Source organism: Rhodopseudomonas parapalustris, from assembly GCF_053772255.1.
On the sequence record NZ_JAMKBZ010000013.1, the window covers coordinates 122513 to 144868 of the forward strand.

22 protein-coding genes are annotated in these 22356 nt (G+C 64.9%); 12 read left to right on the top strand and 10 right to left on the bottom strand.

Translation table 11 applies throughout. The features are described 5' to 3' along the window. Nucleotides 1-176: 176 nt before the first annotated feature. Complete coding sequence (locus M9H71_RS13710) at nucleotides 177-2558, top strand: GumC family protein (protein WP_455405527.1); 2382 nt, start codon at nucleotides 177-179, stop codon at nucleotides 2556-2558. A 76-nt stretch (nucleotides 2559-2634) separates the two neighbouring features. Here M9H71_RS13710 and M9H71_RS13715 read toward each other — a convergent pair whose 3' ends face one another. Further along, nucleotides 2635-3819 carry a GNAT family N-acetyltransferase gene (locus tag M9H71_RS13715; protein ID WP_455405528.1) on the bottom strand — a complete coding sequence of 395 codons (1185 nt, stop codon included), beginning with the start codon at nucleotides 3817-3819 and terminating at the stop codon, nucleotides 2635-2637. Nucleotides 3820-3956: 137 nt separating this feature from the next. Here M9H71_RS13715 and M9H71_RS13720 point away from each other — a divergent pair, with 137 nt between their 5' ends. Continuing rightward, nucleotides 3957-5006, top strand: coding sequence for a polysaccharide deacetylase family protein (locus M9H71_RS13720; protein WP_455405529.1), 1050 nt, complete (start codon nucleotides 3957-3959; stop codon nucleotides 5004-5006). 69 nt (nucleotides 5007-5075) lie between these two features. Here M9H71_RS13720 and M9H71_RS13725 read toward each other — a convergent pair whose 3' ends face one another. Next, on the bottom strand, nucleotides 5076-5558 hold the full coding sequence (locus M9H71_RS13725; RefSeq protein WP_455405530.1) for a Dps family protein: 483 nt from the start codon (nucleotides 5556-5558) through the stop codon (nucleotides 5076-5078). A 322-nt stretch (nucleotides 5559-5880) separates the two neighbouring features. Between M9H71_RS13725 and M9H71_RS13730 the strand changes: the two genes are divergently transcribed. Next, complete coding sequence (locus tag M9H71_RS13730; RefSeq protein ID WP_455405531.1) at nucleotides 5881-6837, top strand: hypothetical protein; 957 nt, start codon at nucleotides 5881-5883, stop codon at nucleotides 6835-6837. 79 nt (nucleotides 6838-6916) lie between these two features. Here the strand turns inward: M9H71_RS13730 and M9H71_RS13735 are convergent, their stop codons facing one another. Continuing rightward, nucleotides 6917-7129: a DUF2842 domain-containing protein gene (locus tag M9H71_RS13735; RefSeq protein ID WP_110785468.1), complete on the bottom strand. Its 213-nt coding sequence runs from the start codon at nucleotides 7127-7129 to the stop codon at nucleotides 6917-6919. Between the two features lie 96 nt (nucleotides 7130-7225). Between M9H71_RS13735 and M9H71_RS13740 the strand changes: the two genes are divergently transcribed. Then, entirely contained in the window at nucleotides 7226-8329 is a 1104-nt protein-coding gene (locus tag M9H71_RS13740; protein ID WP_455405532.1) for a COX15/CtaA family protein, read from the top strand. A 13-nt stretch (nucleotides 8330-8342) separates the two neighbouring features. Here the strand turns inward: M9H71_RS13740 and M9H71_RS13745 are convergent, their stop codons facing one another. Both M9H71_RS13745 and M9H71_RS13750 read right to left on the bottom strand, forming a co-directional pair. Beyond that, nucleotides 8343-8924 (bottom strand): TetR/AcrR family transcriptional regulator, encoded by a 582-nt coding sequence (locus M9H71_RS13745; RefSeq protein ID WP_455405533.1) that lies wholly within the window; start codon nucleotides 8922-8924, stop codon nucleotides 8343-8345. 97 nt (nucleotides 8925-9021) lie between these two features. Continuing rightward, entirely contained in the window at nucleotides 9022-10761 is a 1740-nt protein-coding gene (locus M9H71_RS13750) for a thiamine pyrophosphate-binding protein (RefSeq protein ID WP_455405534.1), read from the bottom strand. 83 nt (nucleotides 10762-10844) lie between these two features. Here M9H71_RS13750 and M9H71_RS13755 point away from each other — a divergent pair, with 83 nt between their 5' ends. Continuing rightward, a complete protein-coding gene (locus M9H71_RS13755; protein ID WP_455405535.1) occupies nucleotides 10845-11654 on the top strand; it encodes an SDR family NAD(P)-dependent oxidoreductase in 810 nt (269 codons plus the stop codon). Next, on the top strand, nucleotides 11651-12730 hold the full coding sequence (locus M9H71_RS13760) for a zinc-binding dehydrogenase (RefSeq protein ID WP_455405536.1): 1080 nt from the start codon (nucleotides 11651-11653) through the stop codon (nucleotides 12728-12730). The genes M9H71_RS13755 and M9H71_RS13760 overlap by 4 nt, the downstream gene beginning before the upstream one ends. A gap of 133 nt (nucleotides 12731-12863) precedes the next feature. On the opposite strand, the gene M9H71_RS13765 is transcribed toward M9H71_RS13760, so the two are convergent. From M9H71_RS13765 to M9H71_RS13780, 4 genes are all read right to left on the bottom strand, one after another. Next, nucleotides 12864-13439 (bottom strand): TMEM175 family protein, encoded by a 576-nt coding sequence (locus tag M9H71_RS13765; protein ID WP_455405537.1) that lies wholly within the window; start codon nucleotides 13437-13439, stop codon nucleotides 12864-12866. Between the two features lie 38 nt (nucleotides 13440-13477). Continuing rightward, nucleotides 13478-14758 carry an O-acetylhomoserine aminocarboxypropyltransferase gene (locus tag M9H71_RS13770; protein WP_455405538.1) on the bottom strand — a complete coding sequence of 427 codons (1281 nt, stop codon included), beginning with the start codon at nucleotides 14756-14758 and terminating at the stop codon, nucleotides 13478-13480. 98 nt (nucleotides 14759-14856) lie between these two features. Continuing rightward, a complete protein-coding gene (locus M9H71_RS13775; protein ID WP_455405539.1) occupies nucleotides 14857-15441 on the bottom strand; it encodes a CoA-binding protein in 585 nt (194 codons plus the stop codon). A 149-nt stretch (nucleotides 15442-15590) separates the two neighbouring features. Beyond that, the gene (locus tag M9H71_RS13780; RefSeq protein WP_455405540.1) at nucleotides 15591-16418 is read right to left on the bottom strand and encodes an enoyl-CoA hydratase; all 828 of its coding nucleotides are present in this window, start codon (nucleotides 16416-16418) and stop codon (nucleotides 15591-15593) included. A 90-nt stretch (nucleotides 16419-16508) separates the two neighbouring features. On the opposite strand from M9H71_RS13780, the gene M9H71_RS13785 reads away from it, so the two are divergent. The 5 genes from M9H71_RS13785 to M9H71_RS13805 all read left to right on the top strand — a co-directional run bounded on the left by M9H71_RS13785 (nucleotide 16509) and on the right by M9H71_RS13805 (nucleotide 19948). After that, nucleotides 16509-16937, top strand: a complete 429-nt coding sequence (locus M9H71_RS13785) for a PaaI family thioesterase (RefSeq protein ID WP_455405541.1) — start codon at nucleotides 16509-16511, stop codon at nucleotides 16935-16937. A gap of 155 nt (nucleotides 16938-17092) precedes the next feature. After that, on the top strand, nucleotides 17093-17557 hold the full coding sequence (gene rplM, locus M9H71_RS13790; protein ID WP_110786018.1) for a 50S ribosomal protein L13: 465 nt from the start codon (nucleotides 17093-17095) through the stop codon (nucleotides 17555-17557). Nucleotide 17558: 1 nt separating this feature from the next. Then, a complete protein-coding gene (gene rpsI, locus M9H71_RS13795; RefSeq protein ID WP_455405542.1) occupies nucleotides 17559-18041 on the top strand; it encodes a 30S ribosomal protein S9 in 483 nt (160 codons plus the stop codon). 290 nt (nucleotides 18042-18331) lie between these two features. Next, nucleotides 18332-19567, top strand: coding sequence for a GGDEF domain-containing protein (locus M9H71_RS13800; RefSeq protein ID WP_455405543.1), 1236 nt, complete (start codon nucleotides 18332-18334; stop codon nucleotides 19565-19567). A 78-nt stretch (nucleotides 19568-19645) separates the two neighbouring features. Next, on the top strand, nucleotides 19646-19948 hold the full coding sequence (locus tag M9H71_RS13805; protein WP_455405544.1) for an antibiotic biosynthesis monooxygenase family protein: 303 nt from the start codon (nucleotides 19646-19648) through the stop codon (nucleotides 19946-19948). Here M9H71_RS13805 and M9H71_RS13810 read toward each other — a convergent pair. After that, the gene (locus M9H71_RS13810) at nucleotides 19932-21089 is read right to left on the bottom strand and encodes an AI-2E family transporter (RefSeq protein WP_455405545.1); all 1158 of its coding nucleotides are present in this window, start codon (nucleotides 21087-21089) and stop codon (nucleotides 19932-19934) included. The genes M9H71_RS13805 and M9H71_RS13810 overlap by 17 nt on opposite strands. Before the next feature lie 240 nt (nucleotides 21090-21329). Here M9H71_RS13810 and M9H71_RS13815 point away from each other — a divergent pair, with 240 nt between their 5' ends. After that, nucleotides 21330-22271, top strand: a complete 942-nt coding sequence (locus M9H71_RS13815) for a septal ring lytic transglycosylase RlpA family protein (protein ID WP_455405546.1) — start codon at nucleotides 21330-21332, stop codon at nucleotides 22269-22271. Nucleotides 22272-22356: the final 85 nt, after the last annotated feature.

Below are 22356 nucleotides of genomic sequence, written 5' to 3' on the forward strand. Positions count from 1 at the left end.
AATCCGGAAAAGCCGATTCAGCTTAACGACTTTCGTGGTTAACAAAACGTGTGTGCAGGCTCCTCGATACCATGAATTAGTTGCGTGCATTCGTCGAGATTAACCGCGCAGCAACCTTAATGGATTGTAGTATGGAGCCGAGCTGTAGGCTCGGTCGCGTCATCTAGGAGTGTGCAATGCGGATCGCGTTCTGGCGCCGGAATACGGACAAAACGGCGAAGACCACGGCCGCACGCGCACCGGTACCGACGCCGGATACGCAAGCCGCCGGCCCAACGCCGTCTTCCGACCCGGCTTCCGAAACGCGGAGCCCAGCGCCTAAGCCGGCGATCCGCCAAGCGATCTTCAAGCGGTCGCAGACTCGCGTGCCATCGTCGAACCAGGCGGCGCCGCTGCCCACCGACGGCGATATCGACGTTCGCCTGATCGGGCAGGCACTGTCCCGCAAGAAGCATCTGATCATCGCACCGACGCTGCTGGCGCTGGTGGTGTCGCTGGCGATCGTCAACCTGATTACGCCGCGCTACAAATCGGAAGCTCGGATCTTGATCGACGGCCGGGAGAACAGCTTCCTGCGTCCGAGTGGCGAGCGCGACGAGCAGCGCAACGCGCTCGATCCTGAAGCGGTGACCAGCCAGGTTCAGCTTCTGTTGTCGCGCGAGCTCGCGCTCGAAATCATCAAGAAGAACAAGCTCGCGGCACGGCCCGAGTTCGATCCGGTGCTGAAGGGCATCAATCCGATCAAGTCGTTGCTGGCGCTGATCGGCATCGGCCGTGACCCGTTCGCGATGTCGCCTGAAGAGCGGGTGCTCAACGCGTATTACGAGCGGCTGACCGCCTATGCGGTCGACAAGTCGCGGGTGATGGTGATTGAATTCCAGTCGGAGGATCCCGATCTCGCCGCGCGCGTCGCCAACTCGATCGCTGACGGCTATCTGGTGCTGCAGCAGAACGTCCGTCAGGCACAGGCAAAGGCGGCGGTGCAATGGTTGTCCGGGGAAATCGACTCGCTGCGCAAGAAGGTTTCCGAAGCCGAGGACAAGGTTGAGGCGTTCCGCTCCAAGTCGAGCCTGTTCATCGGCAACAACAACACCACGCTGTCGAACCAGCAGCTCGGCGACATCAACGCCCAGCTCGCCAATGCCCGCGCCCTGAAGTCCGACGCCGAAGCCAAAGCGCGGCTGATCAAGGAAATGCTGAAGACCGGTGGCCCGATCGAAGCCTCCGAAGTGCTGAACTCTGAACTGATGCGCCGGCTGTCCGAGCAGCGGGTGACGCTGCGCGCCCAGCTCGCCGAGCAGAGCTCGACGCTGCTCGGCGCCCATCCGCGGATCAAGGAGCTGAAGGCGCAGCTTGCCGATCTCGACCAGCAACTCCGCGACGAAGCAGTGAAGCTGTCACGTTCGTTCGAGAACGACGCCCGGATCGCGAGCAGCCGCGTCGAGAATCTGTCCGCGAGCCTCGATCAGTTGAAGAAGCTGGCCTCGGCCACCAATGGCCAGGACGTGCAGCTTCGCGCGCTGGAGCGCGAGGCCAAGGCGCAGCGCGATCTGCTGGAGACCTATCTGGCCAAGTATCGCGAGGCGACCACCCGCGAGAGCATCGACCAGAGCCCGGCGGACGGGCGAATCATCTCGCGCGCCATCGTCTCCAATACGCCGGCCTATCCGAAGAAGGCGCCGATCGTGCTGATCGCGACACTGGCGACGCTGCTGCTGACTTCGGGCGGCATCGCCACCGGTGAATTGCTGCGCATGACCCAGCCGCGCGGCCGCGAGATTGCGGCCCCCGCAATGGTCGAGCCAGAGCTGGTGCCGGTGGCCACCGCCGCTCTGGTCGCGCCGCCGGTCGTTGCTCCGGTGACGCCGCCAATGCCGGCAATGCAGGCTGCTACGGCGGTTCCGGATGTTGCCCCGGCCGCCCCCCTGGACGCTACGCCGGCTCCAGCGGCTCCGACCGGCGAGATCGACGCGCTCGCACAGCGCTTGCGCGGAGCCGGCGAGGGTGGGCGCAAGCTCACCGTGCTCGGCACCGGCGACACCGATGCGGTGACGACGACCGCCTTGGTTCTGGCGCGTCGCCTGGCGCAAGACGCCAAGGTGGTGCTGATCGATCTGTCGGAGTCCTCGGAGATGCTCAAGGCCGCTTCGATCGATCCGGCGGCACCCGGGCTCGCCGAACTGATGCTGGGCGAGGCCGCATTCGGCCAGATCATCACCCGAGATCGCGCCTCTACGCTGCAACTGGTCAGCGCCGGCAAACCGGGCTTCGACAGAATGCTCCTGCATTCGCCGCGGCTATCGCTGGCGATCGACGCGCTGATGCGAGTGTACGACCATGTGCTGCTCGACGCCGGCACCGCCTCCGATCTGCCGGCAGAGCTGCTGACATCGCAAGCGCAGGCCGCCGTGGTGCCGGCGCCGACGATGACCAGCGAAGCCCGTGCGAAGATGGCCGAGCAGCTCGTTGCGGTCGGATTCTCCGAGGTGACGATGCTGCGCCGCGCCGCCGAGGCGCGCGACCCGAGCGAAGCCGGCCCGCGCACGGCGGCGGCGTAACGGCGGGAACAGATCCGTGAAGAGCGCCCGGGCTGGTCCCGTGCGCATTTCTTTGCCGAATGAAAAGGGACGTGCGTCAGCGCGCGATGGCGCCGCGCAGACGCCGAACGAACTGCATCAGGGCAGGGCTGTGCTTGACCGCGCGCTTCCCGCGGCCGATCGCCGAGAGGACGGCAGCAGCCGGCCGGCCGCGTGGCGTGAGCGGGACGAAGCTGTCGAAGATCGGTTCGAGGTCCTTACAGAAGACTTTCTTGTAGTCGTCCGAGCCGATGCCGAGATCGATCCAGCGATAGCCTTCCGCTGCGTAATGATCCACGATGTGACGCATCAGGATCAGACCCGGGCTGTGGCGCGCGGCATCCGACAGCGTGTACGTGTTGAACATCATCGAATAGCGGCTGCCGTCGGCGACGCCGGCATAGATCGCGATCATCTCGTCGTCGCATTCGAGCGCGTGGATTTCGATCGCGCGGCCGCCGCCGTCGAGCTCGGCGGCGCAGGCTTGGCGGATGAAGTCAGCGACGCCGGGATCGGCGAACACGTTCGGCAGGTTCTGCGCCGCCATCCGTACCGGTTTGATCCGGAAGAACGCATCGAGCAGACGGTCGACGTCGGCCTGGTTCCGCGCCTGAGCGTAGCGATAACCGGGCAGCTCCTGCAGCTTGCGCTCCTTACTCTTGAGCCGGCGACGCATTGAATTGCTGACGAGGTCATTCGGCGCGGCATCTGGCGGAAGGAACAGCACCGGGCAGTCGTTGACCGACGGCTGATGTGGCAACTGCGCCAGCGGGTTGGCGACATCGTTCCAGCGCAGCGGCTGCTGCAGCAGGGCGAGCACGTCGGCGCCACCGGCGGCGCGCAGCCCGGCAAGCAGTGCGTCGAGATCGCGTGCATCCGCGGTGATCGCGAAATCACGCCGCCATAACGGCATGTTGAAGGTCGTGTGTTTGCCGCCGAGAAAGCTCGCCACGCCGACGCCGAATTTGCGTTCGACACCGAGCGGCAGCAGCAGCAGCGGCCGATCGTCGGCGCCGCGGGCAACCGCGACGAACGGCTCGATCCGCTCTGCGCTGCCGACGTGGCTCTGCCAGGCACTCAGCAAATCGAACCGCTGATAGGGAGAGAAGTAACCGCCGGATTGTTCGAGTGACCGCCACACCGGTTCGGCGGACGCAAGATTGCGGAAGACTTCGACGCGGGCGATCCGGCTTTGCATCGCAGCCGCGTGATCGGCGGTCCGGGCTTCGGTCAGCACGGCCATCATCGTCGTCCGGCGATCCACTGAGAACAGGCAAAGGCGCGATTCGAGCAGTGCGAACCTTTACAAACAAATCTCAACAAAGCGTAATGACCCGCAGCGAAACCGTAGCCACACACCGCGGCCGCGAGGACATAGGCTTGTCGAACAACGGCTGGTGGACGGCTGCCCGGCTGCGATTGGCTTGTCTTAGTGGCCTGACGCGTGCTTCGGAAGCAAGCGGCGACGGCTGCGGCGTGGTGCTGCGGTTCGACCGGGTGCGGCCGGCGCGTCGCGAGCGGTTTCAGCCGTTACGCGGGCGAGAGGTTACACCGCAGTTTCTCGACGGCTTGCTGCGTGGACTGGCACACTGGAACTGTCCGGTGATCTCGATCGACGAGGTCTGTGCGCGGATCGCCGCGGGCGGCGCACCGGGACGGTTCGTCTGCCTGACCTTCGACGGTGGATCGCGCGACATCGCCACCTTCGCCTATCCGATCCTGGCGCGGCACGGCGTGCCGTTCACCGTGTATCTGCCCACCGCGTTTCCCGACGGCGTCGGCGAAGCGTGGTGGCTGGCGCTCGAACTGGTGATGGCGCGCGCCGATCGGGTCGCGCTGCTGATCGACGACAACGAGCGACGGTTCGATACCGCGACCATCGCCGCCAAGATACAAGTGTTTCGCTTTCTCGCAGGCTGGCTGCGCACGATGCCGCCGACGGCGCTGACCGCCGCGATAGGGGATCTTTGCCGACGCTATGCGGTGGATCTCACCGCCGTGACACGCAACGCCGTCATGGACTGGGACGAACTCGGCCGGCTCGCTGCCGACCCGAAGGTCACCATCGGCAGTGCTACGGTGAATTATCCGGTGCTCGCCAATCTGCCCGAGATGGTCGCTCGCAAGGAGGTCGAGAAGGGGCGCGCGGTGCTGCAGGCCGCGCTCGGCCGCGACGTGCGCCATTTTGCGTTTCCGTTCGGTGATCGCCGCAGCTTTGGCGCTGCGCATACTGCCATGGTGAAGCAAGCGGGCTTCGCCGGGGCGATGACCTCGATCCCCGGCGTGATCGGACCCGGCCCGGTTGATCCGCTGGCGCTGCCGCGGATCGCCTGGGACGGCCGGCAGAGTTCGCTGGCCGGCCTGCGGGTGATCCTGTCCGGCCTGATGCCGCGCACGGCGAACGAAATTGGACGCTGTCGCAGCGCCTGATAGCGGAAGGTCGCCATAGCGGCCCGAAGACGGAGCCTTCGGGCCGATCGTGTCACGCCGGGCTCGTGGTCAGTCTTCCAGCAGGCTGCGCAGCATCCAGGCGGTCTTCTCGTGGACGTCGAGGCGCTGGGTCAGCAGGTCGGCGGTCGGCTGATCATTGGCGTCTTCGACCAGCGGGAACAACTCCCGTGCGGTGCGCGCGGTGGCTTCCTGCGCGGTTACCAGATGCCGCACCATCTCCAGCGCCTTCGGCTGGCCCTCGACCTCGGCGATCGAGGCGAGCTTGACGAACTCCTTGTAGGTACCAGGTGCTGGGAAGCCGAGCGCACGGATCCGCTCCGCGATCTGATCGAGTGCGTTCCACTGCTCAGTGTACTGCGTCATGAACATCGCATGCAGCGTGTTGAACATCGGCCCGGTGACGTTCCAATGGAAATTGTGCGTCATCAGATACAGCGTGTAGGAGTCGGCGAGCAGCCGCGACAGGCCGTCGGCGATCTTGGCGCGCTTGTCCTCGGGAATACCGATGTTGATCTTTGCAGGCTTGGTCATGTCCAGTCCTTGTTGAAATGCACACCGGGTCAAAGCCGGCGGCTGTAGATGAGTACCGTTGAACAGTATCACGGTGATCCCGCGACGGCTTCCGGCGCGGCCGGAAACGGTGTTCGTCGCGATCACAGACATTATGACGCGGTACGCAACTACTAATCATTGTCATCAATCAATTTTCCGGCGTTTCTCAGTTACAGGTCCTGTAAACAAAATGCTTTGACCGCGAGGCGTTCTCAATTGCAGTTAGTAGACCGATGGAAGTCATCGGGGGCTACTAATGATTGGGTGTGTGACCGCGTCGCGTCGCTGCGGCGTTCGGGGAATGAGACTAAAGGCGTCGCTGATCGCGACGATCGGGGCACTGACCGTCACGGGCGTGGGGGCGCCCAGGGCGGCAGCGGAGGAATTGCCGCGCTGGCTGTCTTACGCCGCGGAACCATCGCAGGCCGCAACGGCCCGCGCGCTCTCCGCGCCAGTCGAGGCAACGCACGACGACGTCGATACCGAGCACATCTTCGGCTTCAGCATGGGCTCGGATATCGGCAAGAAGGGGGAGATCGAACTCGAGATCGAGAACGTCGGCCGGTTCGGGCGACGGTTCGGCTCCTACACCGGCGTCGGTGTGCTGTCGCAGTTCAAATTCACGCTGACCGATAACTTCCGCGTCGCGCCCGGCATCAGCTTCGCCTCGACCCAGATCAGCGGCGTGCCCGGCATGATCGACAACCGTCGCAACGCCATCGCCGGCGCCTCGATGGAGTTCCGCTACAAGCTGCTCGACCGCGACGAGATGCCGTTCGGGCTGACGCTGCACGCCGCACCGGGCTGGAACCGGGTCGACGAACTGACCGGCTTCAATGCACAGATCTACGGCACCGAATTCGCTGCGCTGATGGACAAGGAACTGATCCGCGGCAAGCTGTTCGCCGCGTTCAACCTCTGGTACTCCGGCGGCGCCTCGCGCGATCTCACGAACACTTGGTCGCACGATTCTGAATTCGCCGTGCAAGGCGCGCTGTCCTACAAGGTCAATTCGATGCTGATCGTCGGCGTCGAGGCGCGCTACGTGCGGGCCTATGAAGGCCTCGGGCTCGACCGGTTCTCAGGGGACGCGGTGTATGTCGGTCCGACCTTCTCGACGCATCTCACCGAGACAATCGGCCTGTCGGGTACCTGGAGCACGCAGGTCGCTGGCCAAGCCTGCAACGATCCGCGCCATCTCGATCTCGACGATTTCGAGCGGCACCAGGCGATGCTTCGGCTCAACTATCTGTTCTGAGCCCACGCGCTGCGCTTCACGAAGCGACGCCGCCATCGGGAGCCCGGTGGCGGCGTATTGGTTTCGGCGTATCGCCAGCCTATTCGGCAGGGTCGGGGCGCGACATCCAGGTGACGAGCGGCATCGCCGGCAGCACCCAGCCGAGGCCGGCGACCACGTAGTACACCGCCTGCAGCCATTTCGACTCGGCGATCACCGGCGCCTGCGCGAACGCCATCGCGGTGAGCGACCACACGATCGCCAGCAGCAGCAGGCCGACGGTTCCAATCAATTTACGGGTTCGAATATTCATGCCTCGCTCACACGCCGTTGATGCGTTCTCGCAACGCCTTGCGCGTAAGAACGGCCGGACTATAGAGTGCGGAAAAATCCGTTCAAGGGATGCTTTATGACCATCGCCGCGGTGCCGCCATCGTCCCGAGTTCGCGCCGTGCGGATCTGGCTGACGCTGGTGGCGGCGCTGATTGCGGCGATGGTGCTGGTCGGCGGCGCGACGCGGCTGACCGAATCCGGGCTGTCGATCGTCGAATGGAAGCCGGTCACCGGCACGCTGCCGCCGCTCGGCGAGGCGCAATGGCAGGCCGCTTTCGACGGCTACAAAAAGATCCCGCAATATCGCGAGCTGAACGCCGGGATGACGCTGGATCAGTTCAAGACCATTTTCTGGTGGGAGTGGAGCCACCGGCTGCTCGGCCGGGTGATCGGGGTCGCCTATCTGCTGCCATTCCTCTGGTTCCTGTGGCGCGGCGCGATTGGGGCTGAGTGGAAGCGGGCACTGTGGATCATCTTCGCGCTCGGCGCGCTGCAGGGTGCGGTAGGCTGGTGGATGGTGGCGTCCGGCCTGACGCAGCGCACCGAAGTGTCGCAAGTGCGGCTCGCCACCCATCTATCGCTGGCGCTGATCATCTACGCGGCGATCGTCTGGACGCTGCGCCGGATGTCGGGCCGGGTGCGCCAGGCCGCGCCGGCCCGGCTCAAAGCGACCGCGCTGGTGCTGCTTGGATTGACCTTTGTGCAGCTTTACGCCGGTGCGCTGGTCGCCGGCCTGCGCGCGGGGCGGGTTTACAACACTTGGCCAACCATCGACGGCGCGCTGATCCCGGATGCGGCACGGCTGTGGTTCGAGAGCCCATGGTGGAAGAACCTGTTCGATAATCATCTCACCGTGCAGTTCGATCACCGCATGCTGGCCTACGCGCTGTGGACGCTGGCGGCGCTGCACATGATCGACGCGCTGCGGACGCGGGCAGGGGCGGCGCGCGGCGCGGTGCTGCTGTTCCTGGCACTGACGGTTCAGGCCGCGCTCGGCATCTTCACCGTGCTGTACGCCGCGCCGATCGACCTCGCCCTGGCGCATCAGGCAATGGCACTGGTGGTGCTGACGCTGGCGGTACTGCAGGCTGAACGGCTGACGGCAACGAGCGACCATCAAACCGCGCTGGATCGCGGTGCTGCCGAGCGGCTTCCATCCAAGCCAGTCCTATCGGCATAGGCGCGGCGGCCGACTACGACTTGGCGGTCCTGCCCGTTCGCGCAGGCTTTCGCGCGCTGGTCCGGCGCGATGATGCGAATTCAGCGGAAATCCGGCTGCGCGCGGTTTTGGTGACGACGCCCAGCAGCAGCAGACGTGTCGCCAAATGCATCTCCTGGGCGAAGCGCTTGCGGCTCCAGTTCACGGCCAGCGAGGCCTCCGTGGTCGAGGCCATCGCGCGCAGCAGCACCTCGGTGAAGGCTTCATCGTCGATGACGCGCTCGATCTCGCCGGCATCCACCGCAGTGCGCACCATCGCGCACCACAATTGCTGCCCTTCGGCGAGCATCATCCCGCGGAGCTCGGCGGCGTGCTCACCCTGCATCGCGGCGTAGAGACCGCGATAGAACGCAGGCTCTGCGCAATAGTGCTTCACCACGAGATCAATCGCCGCCTCGAGCTGGGCGAGCGGCGATCCGGGAAGGCGGGTGGCGAGGCGGGTTTCGAACGCGGCGAACTCGTCCCGAACGACTAGCCGCAACAAGTCGGCCTTTGTCCCGACCAGATTGTAGGGCGTCGCTGGGCTGACGCCCGCACGCTTGGCGAGCTGAATCATTGAAAACCCGGCGCCGCCGGATTCGCGGATCAGGGCGTGCGCGGCTGTTACCAGCCCGCGCCGCCGCGATTCCAGAGTGCTCGTCGATAGCGTCATCTCAGGCCGGGTCTGCTGGGATGTTCTCGTAATAGGGAATCAACACGTCGTTGCTGCCTTCCTGAACCTGACCGAGCATTGCCACTGTGACGGGATGGACCACGTCAGCATCCGTCATCACCTCTATAAATGCCGGGCCGCCACTGGCGAAGGCGCGCTCCAGCGCCGGCGCGAGGTCGGGAAACCGGGTCACACGCTCGGCATGGCAGCCGAAGGCCTGGGCGATGTTGGCAAAGTTCGTTCCGCCCAGTTTCGAGATCACATGATAGTTGCTGCCGAACATGATTTGCTGGCCGTGGATCGACATTCCCCAGACTTCATTGTTGAGAACCACGGTGACGATCGGCAAGCGGTGCCGGACCATGGTGTCGAGTTCCTGCAGGTGGAATCCAAACGCGCCATCGCCGGTCAGGTGGATCACCCGGCGGTCCGGAGCTGCGAGCTGGGCGCCGATCGCGAATCCCGGTCCTATGCCCAGGCAGCCGAGATAGCCGTGACTCAGCACGGCCCCGGGCCGATCGACGACCGCTGCCGCAGCGCCCCACGACGCGGATTCCCCGCCATCGAACACATACGTCGCGCCCGGGCCAGCGGCTTCGGCCACCGCCCGAGCCGCGTGGTACGGATGGATGCCTTGCGTGGTCTCGCGATCGGGAAACATCGTGGCAAACAGCCCGGTTGCCGAGACGGCCTTCGCCCGCCAACCTTCCAACTCGTTGAACTGGTCGTCTTTCAGAGCAGCGTCGAGCGCGCGCGTCGCCTCGGTGCAGTCCGCCAGGATGGCCAGATCGACGTCGCGGATCCGGCCCATCTCGGCCGCATCGCCGTGGATCTGCACCAGGGTTGCGCCATGCGGCACCAGGCCGCCTGAACGTCCGCCGAGCAGCAGGCCGAGTTTGCCGCCCAGCAGGATGACCAGATCCGGCCGATCGATCCCCAGCATCGGCAACAAGGCGAGGTTCCCGGCGGCACCCCCATTACAGGGGTGTCCCGGCGGCAGGATGCCGGCCGCCAGCGACTTGGTGAACACCGGCAGCGGCACCCTGGCACACAGTGCCCGCACCGCCTCCGCCGTTTCGTGATTGGCAGCGCCATTGCCGGCGATCAGCACGGGGCGTTTGGCTGCCTGCAGCAGTTCAACTAATCGCGCGACCTCAGCCGGGGCAGGCGCGGGGCGCGGATTGACGCCGACGCCGGCCGGAGGCGTGGCGCGCGCAGCAGCGACGCTCATATGCAGCACGTCGATCGGCACTTCGAGCAGCACAGCACCTCGCGGCAGCGTCATAGCCTTGCGGATCGCCATCGCCGTCAGATCGGCGATCCGCTCCGTGCTCGGAATCGAGAAAGCCCATTTCACCGCCGGGCGGGCCATCGCGATCTGATCGATCCCGCCCTGGAGCGGATTAGTTTCGACCTCACGCAGCGGCGGGGCGCCGACGATAAACAGCACCGGTGAGCCATCGAGCTGCGCATTGGTCATCGCCGACAGCGCGTTGGTGAACCCTGGCCCGGCGGTGACGATGCACACCCCCAGCTTGCCGGTCGCACGGGCATAAGCGTCGGCGGCATGGCCAGCCGAGGATTCGTGACGGAAGTCGATCAGGGCGATCTCTTCCTCGATGCAACCCTTGAGCAGCGCCTCGAGATGTCCGCCGTGCAGCGCAAACGCTTGGCTGACACCAGCGGTCTTCAACGTCTTCGCCAGCAATTGTCCGCCGACCAGGCGATCGTGTTCAGCCATCGTCTTCCTCCCTGTTGCAGCGTCTGCCGCGCCGTTATTATAGTGCGCTATAATTATAAGCATCGACCGGGGAGGACAAGAGGATGAATGAGCGCACGCGCTTTGGTGGCAAAGTCGCGGTGATCACAGGCGGCGCCTCCGGCATTGGCGCTGCGACCGCGCAGCTCCTTCACGCCGAAGGCGCGAGCTTGATGCTCGGCGATCTCGACGCGACGGCGGGCGATGCCTTGGTGGCTGAACTCGGGGCCGAACGCGCACGGTTCATCACCACCGACGTATCCGATTTCGCATCGGTGAAAGCGCTGATCGACGGTGCGGTAGCGGCCTTCGGGCGGATCGATGTGCTGGTCAACAACGCTGGGATTGGTAGCCTGTCGTCGATCGCCGCACTGCCGGTCGAGGACTGGAAGAAGGTCCTCGCCATCAATCTCGATGGGGTATTCTTCGGCTGCAAGGCAGCGCTGCCGGTGATGGTCGCGCAGCGGGCAGGGGCGATCGTCAACACCGCCTCGGCCTCGGGCCTCGCCGCTGATTTCGGATTCGCGGCCTACAATGCTGCGAAGGCCGGCGTCATCAATTTCACCCGCACCGCAGCAATCGATCATGCGCGTGATGGCGTGCGGGTCAATGCGGTGTGTCCTGGTCCGGTCGACACCCCGATCCTCGCCGGAGTTCAGGGCATTCCTGGGCTACGCGCCGACTGGGAAGACCGGGTGCCGATCGGCCGGTTCGCTAGTCCAGTGGAGATTGCGCAAGTCATCGCCTTCCTCGCCTCCGATGCGGCATCCTACGTCACCGGCATTGCCATGCCGGTCGATGGCGGACTGACCGCGCACACTGGACAACCCAATCTGCCCCGGGTCATGGGCGCTTTAACGGGAGCCGTTCAATGAAGGCCGTGGTCAGGCGTGACGGCAAATTGGTCGACACAGACATCGCCGAAGTCACACCGGGCGAGGGCCAGGTGCTGGTGAAGACGCTGGTGTGTGGGATCTGCGGATCGGACCTCCATGCGCTTCATCATCTCGATCACATGATTGCGCTCACCCGCCGCGCCGGCGGACGACCCAGCCTCGACCCTTCCCAGGACGTCGTGTTCGGCCATGAATTCTGCGCCGAAGTGATTGATCACGGTCCTGGCTGCAACAAGACGCTGCCTCCGGGCACAAAGGTGGTTTCAGTGCCGGCCGCATTCGGCCCGGCGGGCAGTGAGCTCGTTGGTTACTCGAACCGCTTTCCCGGCGGCTTTGCCGAACGAATGGTGTTGCAGGAGGCGCTGCTGCTCGAGGTGCCGAATGGACTTGATGACGCGCGCGCTGCGCTCACCGAGCCGATGGCGGTCGGCGCGCATGCGGTTGCCAATGCACCGTTGACACCGCGCAGCGTGGCCTTGGTGATCGGCTGCGGACCTGTCGGTCTGTCGGTCATCGCCGCGCTCAAGGCGCGGGGGATTGGTCCGGTCATCGCCAGCGATTTCTCACCGCACCGCCGCGCCGCTGCCGTGGCGCTTGGCGCCGACGTGGTGATCTATCCCGGCGAGCATTCGCCTCACGATCGCTGGGAGGCTCTCGACGTTCCCGCCACTTTGGCGAGCTTCAGCGCCGCGACGCTGCAAGGGCGCTCAATTCGCGATGCGGTCGTGTTCGAGTGCGTCGGCGTGCCGGGCATGCTGCAGCAACTGATCGAGAAATCGCCGCCAACGGCGACCATCATTGTGGTCGGCGTCTGCATGGAAAGCGATACGATCGAGCCATCGCTGGCGATCAACAAACAGCTCTCGTTGCGGTTTGTGTTCGGCTACAGCCCCGCCGAATTCGCCGCCACGCTGCACGCGATCGCGGAAGGACAGTGCGACGTCTCCCCGCTGATCTCCGGGACGGTGGGACGCGGGGGCGTGGCTGCTGCCTTCTCGACACTGTCGAAGGCCGACGCGTGCATCAAGCTCCTGGTCGATCCGGGTCAGGCGTAATCCCTGAGGAGTCTGAGTCGGTCATTTCGAAACGGTGGATCTGTGTAACAGGTCCTCAAGCTGCCGCGGCTGCCCCGTTAGGGCGGCCCCGGCGGCTTTCGATCGAGCCTGCGAATGCTGTCATGCAGAACAGCTACTGCCGCTTCTCGATCCACGCGCTGATCGCCGGCGACAGAAAGGCCAGAGGCCAGATGTATTTCGGCCAGTGCGGCTCGATCAGACAGACCAGCACCGCGAGCGTGAACAGCGCCAGCGAGAAGCCTGGCGTTGCCAGCTTCAGCCAGTCGTCGCGCGGCGCGACCGCGAACGCCCACAGCGCGGTGTTGAACAGCGCGATCAGCCACAGATTGATCGCGTACAGCGTGGTGACGTTGGGGGAGTCGTAATTGTTGCCGTACAGGCCGCAGGTCACCGGCAGCAGGATAATCGACAGCAGGAAGAACAGATTGCCGATCACTTCGCTGCGTCCGGCATGGCTGGCATAGGCCAGCCGCTGCTGGTGGCTGTACCAGAACATCCCGGCGACGATGAAGCTGAGCAGCAGCGTCGAGACGAAGGCACCGTAGACGTGCCAGATCTCGCGCCATTGCGGATCGGCGCCGATGAATTTCTCACGCGGCGCCTGATAGGCGAGCAGTGTCATCGCCACGCCGAACACGGTGTTGCTGAGAGCTTCCAACCGCCTCAATTCAAAATGGCCGCTGCTCATCGCCGCCCCCTCGACGACGCTGCTCGCGTGATTCCTGCTCAGCCGCCGAGCGCGTGGTCGAGGTCGGCGATCAGGTCGTCCTTGTCCTCGATGCCGATCGACACCCGCACCATGTTGGGCGCGGCGCCGGCCGCGGTCTTCTGGGCGTCGTCGAGCTGGCTGTGGGTGGTCGAGGCCGGATGGATGATCAGCGACCGGGTGTCGCCGACATTGGCCAGATGCGAGAACAGCTTCAGATTGGCGACGAGGTCGACGCCGGCCTGATAACCACCCTTGAGGCTGAAGGTGAACACCGCACCGGCCCCCTTCGGCGCATATTTGCGGGCGAGGGCGGCGTATTTGCTGGAGGCGAGGCCGGAGTAGTTGACCTCATCCACCGCCTTGTGGGTGGCGAGGAATTCGGCGATCGCCTTGGCGTTCTCGCAGTGCTTCTGCATGCGCAGCGGCAGCGTCTCGATGCCGGTCAGCAGCATGAAGGCGTTGAACGGCGACAACGCCGGACCGAGATCGCGCAGGCCGAGCACGCGGCAGGCGATCGCGAACGAGAAGTTGCCGAACGTCTCCTGGATCTTCAGGCCGTGATATTCGGGACGCGGCTCGCTCAGCATCGGATACTTGCCGTCCTTCGACCAATCGAAGGTGCCGGCATCCACGATGATGCCGCCGAGCGAGTTGCCGTGGCCGCCGAGGAACTTGGTCAGCGAATGCACCACGATGTCGGCGCCGTGCTCGATCGGGCGGATCAAATAGGGCGTCGCCAGCGTATTGTCGACGATCAGCGGCACGCCGGCGTTGCGCGCAACCTCCGCGACCGCCTCGATGTCGGTGATGCTGCCGCCCGGATTGGCGATCGACTCGATGAAGATCGCCTTGGTCTTCGGCGACACCGCGCGCTGGAAGCTGGCGAGGTCGTCGGTGTCGGCCCACACCACGTTCCAGCCGAAGCTCTTGAAGGCGTGGGTGAACTGATTGATCGAGCCGCCGTACAGTTTTCGCGCGGCGATGAATTCGTCACCGGGCTGCATCAACTGCTGCAGCGCGACGAGCTGCGCGGCGTGGCCGGAGGCGGTGGCGAGCGCGGCGGTGCCGCCTTCGAGCGCGGCGACGCGCTCTTCGAGGACCGCCGTCGTCGGGTTGGTGATGCGGGTGTAGATGTTGCCGAATGCCTGCAGGCCGAACAGCGACGCGGCATGGTCGGCGTCATTAAAGACGAACGATGTGGTCTGATAGATCGGGGTCGCGCGCGCGCCGGTGGTGGGATCGGGCTGGGCACCGGCATGGACCGCAAGCGTCGCAAATCCAGGGTTGCGTTCAGTCATGGTCGATCCCTCCGTGCTGTGGCTGATGGTTTGGGCTATCTGATCGGAACCCTGGAGCAGGTCAAGCGTGTCCCGACTACCGCTCCGCCGCTGCTGCCTTAAGTTGGCTCGTTGCGGTTCTTGACGGCGCGGTCGGACGCAGCGGTATTGCCGCCGGCGACGCTCTGGCGGTCGAGCGACAGTCGCATCCCCTTGACCGGGATCGGTGCGCGTTTGGCGCTGAGGGTGCGCGAATTCACCCCCATCCAGGAAATCTCCGACGACAACCGGCCGTATTCGATCTTCGGGCAGCGATCCATCACCACCTTGATGCCAGCGGCTTCGGCCTTAACGGCGGCTTCGTCGTTGCGCACCCCAATCTGCATCCAGATCACTTTGGGCAGCGGCGACAGCGCCAGCACCTCGTCGACTACCGGCATCACATGCGCCGAGCCGCGAAACACGTCGACCATGTCGATCGGGCGGTCGATATCCTTCAGCGACGCGACGAACGGCTTGCCGAGCAGGCTGTTGCCGACCTGTCCGGGATTGATCGGAACGACGTCATAACCGCGTTCGGTAAGATATTTGAACACGAAGTAGCTCGGCCGCACATTGAGCGGCGACGCCCCGACCATCGCAACCGTCTTCACGCTGTTCAGGATCGCGCGGATGTAGGCGTCGGCGTAGCTGTCGTGGTTCATCTTACAAGTCCGTCATTGCGAGGAGCACTCGGATCGCCACTTCGCGGCGTCCGAGCACAGGCTCCGCGACGAAGCAATCCAGCTTCCGGTGCTTGGCCCTGGATTGCTTCGCTTCGCTCGCAATGACGGGGCATGGTCGAAGGCGCGGATCAACGATCCTTCCATTCCGGTGCGCGCTTCTCGAGGAACGCACCGATGCCTTCTTCGGCGTCGGCCGACATCATGTTTTCGGCCATCACTTGTGCGGTGTAATGATAAGCGTCGGCGAGGTTGAGCTCAGCCTGGCGGTAGAACGCTTCCTTGCCGACCTTGATGGTGTGCGACGACTTGCCGGCGATCTGCTCGGCCAGCGCCACCGCAGCGGCGCGCTCGGTGCCATGCGGCACCACCCGGTTGATCAGACCGATCTGGCGTGCTTCGTCGGCACCGACCGCTTCGCCGGTCAGCAGCATGTGCATCGCTTGTTTGCGCGGCACGTTGCGTGACAGCGCCACCATCGGGGTGGAGCAGAACAACCCGATATCGACGCCGGGCGTTGCGAAGGTCGCCTGCTCGGACGCAATAGCGAGATCGCAACTTGCAACGAGCTGACAGCCGGCCGCAGTAGCAACGCCTTGCACCGCTGCGATCACCGGCTTGGGCAGTTTGACGATCGCCTGCATCATCGCGCTGCAGGAGGTCATAATTCTGGAGAAGCTGGCGCGGCCGCGGTCGGCGTCGTTGCGATGCGCGGTCAGCTCCTTGAGGTCGTGGCCGGCGCAGAACGCCGGGCCATTGGCTGCGATCACCACCACGCGCACGCCGTCGTCGCGCCCGATCAGATCCAGCGCTGCGTGCAGATCGTCGATCATTTCCAGCGACAGGCTGTTGCGCGCGGCGGGCCGGTTCAGCGTCAGCACCGCAACACCGCCGTCGACGGTTTCGCGCAGCAGAATCGGTGAAGGCTGGGTCGCAGCGAAGGCGGGCAACACGGTCATGGCGGCGTCCGGGAACAAAATGAAGCGCTGGGAACGAGCGTCACCTTATTGTAACAAGCCGGGCGAAGCGAGAGCAGGGGCGGGAACGACATGACACATGCGAGGATGAGCGTAGCCGAACTCGAAGAATTTCTGCAGCGCGAGTTCCCGCAGGCGTTCAGCCACGGTGACATTTCGATCGAGACCGCCGATGGTCGCACATCTCTATTACGGCAGCGCTACAGCGACCGGATGCTGCGGCCCGGCGGCACCGTGTCGGGGCCGACCCTGATGGCATTGGCGGATTTCGCCATGTACGTCGTGCTGCTGTCGGCCATCGGCCCAGTCGCACTCGCGGTCACCACCAACCTCAACATCAACTTCCTCCGCAAAGGCCAACCCGGCCAGGATGTCGTCGCGGTCGCCAAGCTTCTCAAGCTTGGCCGCCGGCTGGCTGTCGGGGAGGTGACGCTGCTGTCGGGCACTTCGCCGGACCCGATCGCCCATGTGACGTCGACCTATTCCATTCCAACCGCTTGATGTTTTTGAAGGTAATATTGCACCATATTTATAACCCACTGTAATTGCGCAATAAATCCAGCAGGGAAGGGATTGACGCCGCAGCGGGGCTTCTCTACAAGCGCCCGCAGTCCGGTGCTTCATGCACCGAATTCCCCCTGTCACGGATCATTCTCATGAAGACGTTTTCGGCCAAGCCCGCCGAAGTCACGAAGAAGTGGGTCATCATCGACGCCACTGGTCTCGTGGTCGGCCGGCTCGCCACGCTGGTCGCGATGCGGCTGCGCGGCAAGCACCTCCCGACCTATACCCCGCACGTCGACTGCGGCGACAATGTCATCATCATCAACGCCGCGAAGGTGGTGCTGACCGGTCGTAAGCGCGACAACAAGGTCTACTACCATCACACCGGCTTCATCGGCGGCATCAAGGAGCGCTCTGCGAAGGCGATCCTCGAAGGCCGTTTCCCGGAGCGCGTTGTCGAGAAGGCGATCGAGCGCATGATCCCGCGCGGTCCGCTCGGCCGTGTCCAGATGGGCAACCTGCGCGTCTATCCCGGTGCCGAACACCCGCACGAAGCTCAGCAGCCCGAGAAGCTCGACATCGGTGCGATGAATCGCAAGAACATGAGGGCCGCATAAGATGTCCGAAACCATGCAGTCTCTCGACCAGCTCGCCGCCCTGAAGACGACCGTGACGTCCGCCGACGCGCCGACCTACACCAAGAAGATCGACAAGTTCGGTCGCGCCTATGCCACCGGCAAGCGTAAGGACGCGGTCGCCCGCGTCTGGATCAAGCCGGGCGCCGGCAAGATCATGGTCAACGCCCGCGAGGTCGAAGTCTATTTCGCCCGTCCGGTGCTGCGCATGATGATCCAGCAGCCGCTGGTCGCCGCGGCCCGTGCCGGCCAGTACGACGTGATCTGCACCGTCGCCGGCGGCGGCCTGTCCGGCCAGGCCGGTGCGGTTCGTCACGGCATCTCCAAGGCTCTCACCAATTTCGAGCCGGAGCTGCGCAGCGTACTGAAGAAGGGTGGCTTCCTGACCCGCGACAGCCGCGTCGTCGAGCGTAAGAAGTACGGCAAGGCCAAGGCCCGCCGCTCCTTCCAGTTCTCGAAGCGCTGATCTTTTTCCGGTCTTACCGGGATCGACAAAGGGCGTCCTGCGGGGCGCCCTTTTTTGTTGCGCTCGAAGGCGGGCGAGGGATCGGTCAACGGTCCGGCCCAACTTACCGGCGAGGCTCGCTTTGCATGCAAATTGTCGGAAAAGTCCAACCAGTTATCGAACAAATCGGAGCTTTTGCGCAAACGCGATTTCAATTCACCCAGGGTCAAATCGGCAGCATGAGGGGATCAGCTCCGCACCCGCGGTGTTGAAATGCCGTCACCGGAAAGTCATCCACCGAGTACCCCACTATGTCGCTCGACATTTCGACGCTGTTTCTGGTCGCAACGCTCATCTGCGCCCTGCTCGGTGTCATGCTGCACTACTTCGGCCGCCAGGAGAAAATCCCGGCATTGAACTGGTGGGGCAACGCTTATCTGCTCGGCGCCATCACCGTGGCGCTCTGGACCGTTCTCCGCCCGGTCTTCGGCGAGACCATCACTCTGGCGATGGCGGGCGTCGGCTTCATCGCCTGCGGGATGGTGTGGAACGCGGCGCGGGTATTCCATGGCTTTAAGCCGAACTGGCCCGGGCTGTTGCTCGGCGCGCTGGTCTGGCTGGCAGCGGTCGCCAGCCTGCCCGCCGGACAGGAAGCGCTGCGGATGACGATCGGGGCGGCGATCGTCGCCGTCTACGCCGGTCTGACGGCGAACCAGCTTTCGGCCGAGCGGCGCAAATCGATGCAGCGGCGCTGGCCGACCATCGTGGTGCCGTTACTGCACGGCACGGTTCTAATGCTTCCGATCGTGCTCGCCGATCTGTGGCCGTCGCCGAATTCCGGATTCGTCGGCAACGCCTGGGTGACGCTGTTCGCGGTCGAACTGGTGCTGTACGCGATCGGCACTGTGTTCGTGATCTTCATGCTGGTCACTGAACGCACCGTGACCATGCACAAGACCGCGGCCTCACTCGACCCGCTCACAGGTATGCTCAACCGGCGTGGCTTCTCGGAAGCCTGCGCGCGGATGATCGACCGCGAGGCCAATGCTGGCCGCCCGGTATCGGCGCTGATCTTCGACATCGACCACTTCAAATCGATCAACGACCGGTTCGGCCACCCGGCCGGCGACGAAGTGCTGAAGCTGTTCGCCGCCATCGTCGCTAGCTCGCTGCGGATCTCGGATCTATCGGGGCGGATCGGCGGCGAGGAATTCGCCGCGCTGTTGCCGTGCTCGATCGACGAGGCGGTGACCGCGGCCGATCGGGTGCGCGAGGCGTTCCAGGACTGCGGCATCGAGGTCGACGACGCCCCGGTAGCGACCACGGTGTCGATCGGCGTGGCCGGCGGACCGGCCGGCATCGAACTCGATGTGCTGCTCGCTGCTGCCGACACGGCCCTGTATCAGGCCAAGCGCGGCGGCCGGAACCGGGTGGTGGCGACGGCCGAGCAACCGGTGTCGCTGGAGGACAGCCGGCGCAAGGCGGCACAGACGCGCGAACATCAAGTGGTGGCGCGCGGCGGCTCGGTCGGGCAGGCGGTCGCCTGAACCTGACCTCCGATCCGCTTCAATTGCGCCGCCCGGTGCGATAAGACGCCCGTCCCATCACCGACGAGGCGCAGACGCATGATTACCGAAATCGCACAGATCGACGTCAAACCCGGCAGCGAAGCGGAGTTCGAAGCCGCGGTCGCCAAGGCCCGCGAGGCGTTCGGCCGCTCCAAGGGGTTTTGCGGCTTCGAACTCCATCGGTCGATCGAGAAGCCGCAGCGCTATCGCCTGATGGTGAAGTGGCAGACGCTGGAAAACCACACGGTCGACTTCCGCGGTTCGGAGAACTTCACCGAATGGCGTGGTCTCGTCGGCGGCTTCTTCGCAGCGCCGCCCGATGTCGAGCACACTGAAACGGTGCTCACGTCTCAGGCGTAACCGCGAGCGTCATCGGCGCGGGGGCGGCCGGTGCGGCGGTCTCGCCCGGCTCCTCGCCGCGCAGATGGTCGATCACCACCCGGCCGATCGCCATCAGCGGCAGCGCCAGCGCCAGTCCCCACAGCCCGAACACAATGCCGAGCAGGATCTGGGTGGCGAACAGAGTCGCCGGTGGGATGTCGATCGCCTGGCGCTGAATCAGCGGCGTCAGGATGTAGCTCTCGAGCGCATGGACGCCGAGGAACAGCACGAAGGCGCTGAAGACGGCGATCCAGCCGGAGCCGATCGCGGCGAGCACGATGACCAGCCCGCCGAGAATTGCGCCGACGGTCGGAATGAAGGCGAGCAGGCCGGCCTGGATTCCCAGGATGAACGCGCCGGGAATCCCGATCAGCGATAGGCCGATTGCGGTGACCGCGAACACCGCGATCATGGTGATGAGCTGAGCCAGCAGCCAGCGCTTGAGCATCTCGCCGGTGTCGCTGACGATGACCTCGGCCTGGCTCCGGTGGCGCCGGGGAACCATCCTGACCAGCCCGTTGCGGTACACCTCCGGCTGCGCCGCGAAGGCGAGGCCGAGAAACAGCACGATGAAGAAGTTGCCGACAGCCCCGATGGTGCCGAGGATCAGCTTCAACGTCTGGCTGACGATGGCGCCGCCGCCGGAGGCGATCTCGCCTGCGCTCGGCAGGTTACGCGGCTGCACAGGAGCCGTCTCCGAATGCGCGCCGCCGCCGTTGCCGCCACCCAGTTCCAGGAAGCTGGTGTCGACGCCGTTCCGCTCGAGCAGAGCCTTTACATTGACGATCTGGGTCTTGATCGTGCCGGACAGCGCCTTGGCCTGCTGGCTGATGGTGTTGCCGCCGAGCACGGCAATGCCGAAGAACAGGCCGCTCAGGACCACGCAGACCAGCGCCAACCGGAGGCCGTGCGGACCGCCTACCAGTTTGCCGGTCAGCTCGGTGAGGGCGTTGAGAAACACGCCGAACAGCACCCCGGCGAAGATCAGGAACAGCGTGCCGGCGAATTGCCAGGCGCCGTACAGCAGCGCCGCGAACGATACGGTGGCGATGCCGCCGAGGGCGATCGCCCAGGCAAGGTCGGTGCGGGACGGAACGCGATCGGGAAGGGGGGCGGTCACATGCGGTCCTTTCGGCTGTCGGCACTCAGTGTTTCGCGAATCGCCATGGCAGAGCAAGCGCCCGAATCCGGTATCAGAGCTTGGTAACCATACTTTCGCCAAAGCCTGGTTCGTCCCATTTTCGCCTTGTTCGCTCTGCGATATGGTCATGGTTCGATGCGGAAGTGGGCGTGCGTCGAAGTCGCGACCGGGGAAGGTCCCATCTTGGGCCGATGTCGCGAGAATGGTATTTGGGGACTTATGGGGATTCGCGAGCGAGATTCGTTGGGCCGCGCCGCGCGGGTGGCTTTCGCCGCTAGCGCCTGCCTTGCCCTCGCCAATTGCGCCCAGAACGGCACGTTCAGCCGGGTCGATCCGAAATACGGCGTGTCGTCGAGCCCGCGGGTGGTCGCTTTCGGAGAGCCGGTGCCGAAGGGCGGAGGCACCTACCGGGTCGGCAAACCCTATGTGGTAGCCGGCCGCACCTATGTTCCGGAAGAGAATCCCCACTACCGCGCGGAAGGACTCGCGTCCTGGTATGGCAACGATTTCCACGGCCGGCTCACCGCCAACGGTGAGGTGTTCGACATGGCGTCGCTGTCGGCGGCGCATCCGACCTTGCCGATCCCGAGCTATGCCCGAGTGACCAACCTGGCCAACGGCCGTTCGCTGATCGTGCGCATCAACGACCGCGGCCCGTATCACGGTAACCGGCTCATCGACGTTTCGAACAAAGCCGCCGAACTTCTTGAATTCAAACACAGGGGCACCGCGCGGGTGCGGGTCGAGTATGTCGGCCGAGCCCCGCTCGAAGGCTCCGACGACCGCCAGTTGATGGCGACGCTGCGTCAGGGCGAACCCGCACCGGCGCCGACCGGCGTGCGGATCGCTTCCGCCAAACCGTTCGTTCCGGACTTCGGTGCCGGCGGTGGCCGGATTCGCGGCGATGTTCCTCTGCCGGAAGGGCGCCCGTATTCGCTCGGCAACACCTCGGTGGACGTCGCCTCGGTCGCGGCGACCTCGGAGGTTTCGGCTTCGCGCAGCACCCGATCGAACCGCCACACGCTTGCGCCCAATCCGCGCGCGGTGTCCTACGACGCCGATCCCCGAGAGGCGCGGGCAGAGTACCGGCCGGTCAGCACCGCGCCGTCGCGCGGCAACGACGAAATCGGCAACCTGCTGTCGGCCCGCGGGCTCTACTGACCGCCGAGTTCGACCGATCGGCAGGGAGTCCTGAGCGGCCCGGCCGAGCTGCTGCTCTCTCAATAGTTAGTCGTCCGTGAAGTTT